The sequence below is a fragment of the Actinosynnema sp. NPDC059335 genome (genome assembly GCF_042752395.1).
GTDB lineage: Bacteria > Actinomycetota > Actinomycetes > Mycobacteriales > Pseudonocardiaceae > Actinosynnema.
The window spans coordinates 1-5983 of the sequence record NZ_JBHYXZ010000271.1 but is presented as its reverse complement, the minus strand read 5'-3'; the positions used below and the strand labels follow the sequence as shown (position 1 = coordinate 5983).

The 5983-nt window shown below is 74.5% G+C and carries 5 protein-coding genes; 4 read left to right on the top strand and 1 reads right to left on the bottom strand.

Features of this window, described 5'->3' with window-relative positions; all coding sequences use genetic code 11:
• Nucleotides 1-1219 (top strand): HAD-IC family P-type ATPase (locus tag ACFXGA_RS39255; protein WP_378097987.1); only part of this gene is annotated, 1219 nt, incomplete at its 5' end.
• 14 nt (nucleotides 1220-1233) lie between these two features.
• Here the strand turns inward: ACFXGA_RS39255 and ACFXGA_RS39250 are convergent.
• The gene (locus ACFXGA_RS39250) at nucleotides 1234-2145 is read right to left on the bottom strand and encodes a pyridoxamine 5'-phosphate oxidase family protein (protein ID WP_378097984.1); all 912 of its coding nucleotides are present in this window, start codon (nucleotides 2143-2145) and stop codon (nucleotides 1234-1236) included.
• A 127-nt stretch (nucleotides 2146-2272) separates the two neighbouring features.
• On the opposite strand from ACFXGA_RS39250, the gene ACFXGA_RS39245 reads away from it, so the two are divergent.
• The 3 genes from ACFXGA_RS39245 to ACFXGA_RS39235 all read left to right on the top strand — a co-directional run bounded on the left by ACFXGA_RS39245 (nucleotide 2273) and on the right by ACFXGA_RS39235 (nucleotide 5832).
• On the top strand, nucleotides 2273-2866 hold the full coding sequence (locus ACFXGA_RS39245; RefSeq protein ID WP_378097981.1) for a CGNR zinc finger domain-containing protein: 594 nt from the start codon (nucleotides 2273-2275) through the stop codon (nucleotides 2864-2866).
• Between the two features lie 98 nt (nucleotides 2867-2964).
• Nucleotides 2965-4023 carry a glucose 1-dehydrogenase gene (locus tag ACFXGA_RS39240; protein WP_378097978.1) on the top strand — a complete coding sequence of 353 codons (1059 nt, stop codon included), beginning with the start codon at nucleotides 2965-2967 and terminating at the stop codon, nucleotides 4021-4023.
• A 3-nt stretch (nucleotides 4024-4026) separates the two neighbouring features.
• Nucleotides 4027-5832 carry a glycoside hydrolase family 15 protein gene (locus tag ACFXGA_RS39235; RefSeq protein WP_378097975.1) on the top strand — a complete coding sequence of 602 codons (1806 nt, stop codon included), beginning with the start codon at nucleotides 4027-4029 and terminating at the stop codon, nucleotides 5830-5832.
• Nucleotides 5833-5983: the final 151 nt, after the last annotated feature.

The following is a 5983-nucleotide window of genomic DNA, read 5'->3' as shown; positions in this document are numbered from 1 at the left end:
GGTTCACCGCCCCACCCCACACCCGGGGGTCTACTACCACTCCGGGGGGGGGTGGGGGCGTGCGGCGGGCTCCCCCCCCACACCCCCCCCCCCCCCCCCCGACGAGCTGGCCGGTCGCGGGCTGCGCGTGCTCGCGTTCGCGCGGGCGCACGTGCCCGAGGACGTGCCGTTGACCGAGGAGGCCCTGCACGGCGCCGTGCCGCTCGGGTTCCAGGCCATGCACGACCCGCCCCGGCCCGAGGCCGTCGAAGCGGTCCGCGCGTGCCGGGAGGCGGGCATCGAGGTCCGCATGATCACCGGCGACCACCTCGGCACCGCCCGCGCCATCGCCGCCCACTTCTCCCTGCCCGACGACGCCGTGCACGCCCGCGTCTCGCCCGAGGAGAAGCTGAGGCTGGTCAAGCGGATCCAGGCGGCCGGGCACGTGGTCGCCATGACCGGTGACGGCGTCAACGACGCGCCCGCGCTGCGGCGGGCCGACATCGGCGTCGCGATGGGCCGCGGCGGCACGGAGGTCGCCAAGCAGGCGGCCGACATGGTGCTCACCGACGACAACTTCTCCTCCATCCGCGCCGCGGTGGAGGAGGGGCGCGCGGTCTTCGACAACCTGCGCAAGTTCATCATCTGGACGCTGCCGACGAACATGGCCGAGGGCCTGGTCATCCTCACCGCGATCCTGCTCGGCACGGCGTTGCCGATCCTGCCCGTGCAGATCCTCTGGATCAACATGACCACCGCCGTGGCGCTCGGCCTGACCCTGGCCTTCGAGCCGCGCGAGCCGAACGTCATGCGCCGCCCGCCGCTGCCGCCGTCGCTGCCCCTGCTGACCGGGGCGCTGGTGCAGCGCATCCTGCTCGTGTCGGCCGTGCTGCTGGCCGGGTCGTTCGCGGCCTTCCACCTGCACGGCGGCACCTTGAACGAGGCGCGCACCGTCGCGGTCAACGTGTTCGTGGCGGCCCAGGTCGCCTACCTGTTCAACTGCCGGTCGCTGCGCGACCTCCGCCCGCACGTGGGTCTCCGGCGCAACCCGTGGCTGCTGGTCGGCGTCGCCGTCACCGTCGGCCTCCAGTTGGTGTTCACCTACCTGCCGGCGATGAACGCCCTCTTCCACACCGCGCCGATCGGGTGGCGCGACTGGGCGGCCGTGGTGGCGCTGGCCGTGGTCGCCTACGGCGTGGTGGAAGCCGACAAGTGGTGGCGTCGGACGTCCTCGCGCTGACGGAGGTCCAGCCGTCACCGGCCGGCGAGCGGCGGGTTGTGCGGGGACGGCGACACGGAGTCGGCGCGCAGCGGCAGCAGCCGGCCGGCGACCACGTGCCCCGGGGTGAAGCGGACGCGGCGCCCGGTCCGGTCGTCGTCGCCGGGGGCTCCGGGATCGGTCCACCCGACCTCGGCCCGACCGGACAGGTGCAGGGTGCGGCCGGTGGCGAAGTCGCAGAACAGCAGCGCGGTCTCGGGGTCGGCGTGGATGTTGCCGAGGGTGGTGAACATGTTGTTGCCCGGGTAGTCGGGCCACCACAGCCCGCCGCCCTCGACCCGCACGAAGCCGGGCGCCCCGCCCCGGTGCGAGGCGTCGTTGCCGCGGGTGGGGTGGGTGGTGCCGACGAAGAAGGTGTCGGCACGGCGGATCAGGGCGACGTCGTCGGGCGTGAGTTCCGTCCCGCGTCGGACCGGCGCGGCGGCCGGGGTCGTGGCGGCGGCGTCGCGGAGGCGGCGGGCCTGGATGTACTGGGGGCAGTTGCCGAACGCCTGCTCCACCTCCACGCGCAGCCCTTCGTGCCCGGCGCGGGACAGCGTGCCGTTGAGGCGCAGGCGGCGGCGGATCGCGAACTCGACCGCGATGAGGCCGACCGGCTGGTCCGCCGGCAGGTCGTGGAGGGGGTCGCCCTCGGCCGGCGACGTCCGCGCCGTGACGGTGGTCGCCGAGTCGACGTGCAGGAACCCCGGCGGGCCGGTGAGCGGGGAGGTCCACAGCGCGCCGGCGCCGTCGCGCGCGGTGATCGCGGCGAAGGTCCGTTCGGCCAGGAACCGCGCCATGCCCGCGCCGAGCGAGGCCGGGGCGACCATGGCCGAGAGCCGTGCCGCGTCCTGGGAGACGCCCGCCCGGCGCTGCACGGCCAGCTCTCCCGCGTGGAAACCGGACATGCCGCGCCACCCCTTCGGTTCTGACGGTTAGCTATGTGTCCAACCGTTAGAACTCTGGCACGGGCCCGTGCTCGTGTCAACGGATGAGGGCCACGGCAACCGTTAGAAGTGCGCTAGCCTCGACGGCATGGGCACCGATGCGCCGCTGCTGGGTGAGCCGCTGCCGGTCGAGCTGATGAACACCCTCTTCGCCGACCGGGACGGCGTGCACGACGCGCTGCGCGATCGCGACGGCGTCACGGCGTGGCTGCACGCCGTCCACCACCGGACGGACCACTCGAGCGCCCCGGGCGAACCCACCGCCGCCGACCACGACCGCCTGGTCGCCCTGCGGGACGCGCTGCGCAGGCTGGCCGCCGAGGTCACCGAGGACCCGCGCCCGGCGGCCGCCGACCCGCACGGGCTCCACGCGGCCGTGAGCGTCCTCAACGAGACGGCCGCCGACACACCCCGCTGGTCCGCCCTGTCCTGGACACCCGAGCCCTCACGGCACACCCGCACCGCGGGACGGGCCGTCGCCGCGGTCGTCTCGGCCATCGCCGAGGACGCGATCGCCCTCTTCGGCGGGGACGGCCGTCACCGACTCCGCGCCTGCCTCGGACCGGGCTGCGTCCTGTACTTCCTCAAGGACCACCCCCGCCGGGAGTGGTGCTCGGCGGGCTGCGGCAACCGCGCCCGCTCCGCCCGCCACTACCGACGCCACCGCGGCACGACGACGTGACCGCTGCGGTGCGCACCCCGTGAGGGCCGACCGCCCCGGCCCGGCTCGCGCGGATCTCCCGGAGGCATGGGCGCGGGGCCGACGGGTAGTCCCCGACCATGCGCGCACTCACCGTCGTGCCCGGCGCCGCCGGGTCGTTGCAGTTGACCGAGCTCCCGGACCCCGAACCACGACCGGGCGAGTTGGTGGTCGAGGGCTTGGTCGTGGGGGTGTGCGGGACGGACCGGGAGATCGCCGACGGGGAGTACGGGTGGGCGCCGCCGGGACGCGACCGGCTGGTCATCGGGCACGAGTCGCTGGGCCGCGTGAGGAGCGCCCCGGAGGGCAGCGGATTCTCCGCCGGCGACCTCGTGGTGGGGGTGGTGCGGCGGCCGGACCCGGTGCCGTGCGGGGCGTGCGCGCGGGGCGAGTTCGACAACTGCCGCAACGGCCGCTACACCGAGCGCGGCATCAAGGAGCTGGACGGGTACGGCGCCGGGCTGTGGTGCGTGGAGGCCGACTACGCGGTCGCGCTCGACGCGGCGCTGGAACGGGTCGGGGTGCTGATGGAGCCGACCTCGGTGGTGGCCAAGGCGTGGGAGCAGGTGCGGCGGGTGGGGGAGCGCGCCTGGTTCGAGCCGGAGCGGGCGCTGGTGACGGGCGCGGGGCCGATCGGGCTGCTGGCGGCGATGATCGGGGTCCAGCAGGGGTTGGAGGTGCACGTGCTGGACCGGGTCGCCGACGGGCCGAAACCGGCGTTGGTCGAGCGGCTGGGCGCGACCTACCACCACGGCGACGTCGAGGAGGTGGCCGGGAAGTTGCAGCCGGACGTGGTGATCGAGGCGACCGGTGTGGGCTCCCTGGTGTTCGCCGCCATGCGCAACACCTCCCCGTACGGCGTCATCTGCCTCACGGGCGTGTCGGAGCCCGGCCGGAAGTCCGAGATCGACGCGGGTGGCGTGAACCGCGAGATGGTGTTGGAGAACAACGCCGTCGTCGGTTCGGTCAACGCCAACCTGCGCCACTACCGGCAGGCGGCGGAAGCGTTGGCGGCGGCGGACCGGGACTGGCTGGACGGCCTGATCACCAGGCGCGTGCCGCTGGACGCCTTCGCCGAGGCCTTCGAGGCCGGGCCGGAGGGCGTGAAGGTGGTCGTCGAGCTGGAAGGCGGTCGATGAGCGGTGCCGTCACCGATCGAGGAGTACGCCCTGCTGGGTGATCTGCAGACCGCCGCGCTGGTGGGCCGGGACGGCAGCGTGGACTGGCTGTGCCTGCCCGCGTTCGACTCGCCGGCCTGCTTCGCCGCGCTGCTGCACGACGAGAGCGCGGGCCGCTGGCTGCTCGCCCCGGCGACCGGCGGCCCGGCCACCCGCCGCCGCTACCGGGGCGACTCGCTGGTGCTGGAGTCGGAGTGGGGCACACCGGACGGCACGGTGCGGGTGATCGACTGCATGCCGCCGCGCGGTGAGGCCGCCGACCTGGTGCGGGTGGTGGAAGGCGTGTCGGGCAGCGTGCCGATGCGCATGGACCTGCGGCTGCGGTTCGACTACGGCGGCGTCGTGCCGTGGGTGCGCCACCACGACGGCGCGCTGGCCGCGGTCGCCGGGCCCGACTCGGTGTGGCTGGAGGCCGGCGTGCCGGTGCACGGGCACGACCTGACCACCACCGCGGAGTTCGAGGTGCGGGCGGGGCAGCGGGTGCCGTTCGTGCTCACCCACACCGCCTCCCACCTGCCGCGCCCGCATGCGGTCGACCCCGAGCAGGCCGTCCTGGACACCGAGGACTTCTGGAGGGGCTGGATCGGCCGCTGCACCTACGACGGCCCCTGGTCGGAGGCGGTCCGCCGGGCCCTGGTCACGCTCAAGGCCCTGACCTACGCGCCCACCGGGGGCATCGTGGCCGCCGCGACCACGTCGCTGCCGGAGCAGTGGGGCGGCCCGCGCAACTGGGACTACCGCTACTGCTGGCTGCGCGACGCCACGTTCACCCTCCAGGCGTTGCTGGGCACGGGTTTCGTGGCCGAGGCCCGCGCCTGGCGCGAGTGGCTGGTGCGGGCGGTGGCGGGCGACCCGGCGAAGCTGCAGATCATGTACGGCATCGACGGCCGCCGGCGGCTGCCCGAGCAGACCGTGCCGTGGCTGTCCGGTTACGAGGGCGCGTCACCCGTCAGGGTCGGCAACGCCGCGGCCGACCAGTTCCAGCTCGACGTGTGGGGCGAGGTCCTCGACGGTCTGCACCTGGCCCGCGAGGCCGGGCTGCACACCAGCGACACCGCCTGGGACCTCCAGCGGGCGCTGCTGGACTACCTGGAGGGCCACTGGGACGACCCGGACAACGGGCTGTGGGAGGTGCGCGGCCCGCGCCGGCACTTCGTGCACTCCAAGGTCATGGCCTGGGCGGGGCTCGACCGGGCGGTGCACACCGTGGAGAACCACGGGTTGGACGGCCCGGTCGACCGGTGGCGGCAGGTGCGCGACCGCATCCACGCCGACGTGTGCGAGCAGGGCTTCGACGCCGAACGGGGCACGTTCACCCAGTTCTACGGCTCGGAAGGGCTGGACGCCTCGCTCCTGCTGATCCCGAGGGTCGGGTTCCTGCCCTGGGACGACCCGCGCGTGCGGGGCACGGTGGACGCGGTGCGGCGCGAGTTGTGCGAGGACGGGTTCGTGCTGCGCTACCGCACCGACGCCGACGGTGGCGTCGACGGCCTGCCGGGCACCGAAGGCGCGTTCCTGGCCTGCACGTTCTGGCTGGTCGACGCGCTGCACGGCACCGGCCGCGCCGACGAGGCCCGGGAGCTGTTCGAACGGCTGCTCGGCCTGCGCAACGACGTCGGCCTGCTCAGCGAGGAGTACGACCCGGCCACCGGCCGCCACATGGGCAACACCCCGCAGGCGTTCAGCATGGAAGGTCTGGTCAACACCGCCCGCCGACTCGGCGGCGCCTCGACCAGCACCTCCGCCGGCAGGACCGAGCAGGCCCTGTGACGGCGCTCTGACCGAACCGGCGTCGGCGACCCGGTGACCGCGCCGGATCGCCACCGACCACCGGCAGGCGGACGACTTCCCCGCGCCGGAACGACCACCGCCCGCCCGACGAGACGAACGGGCCGGCACCCCCACCGCGGGGTGGGGGTGC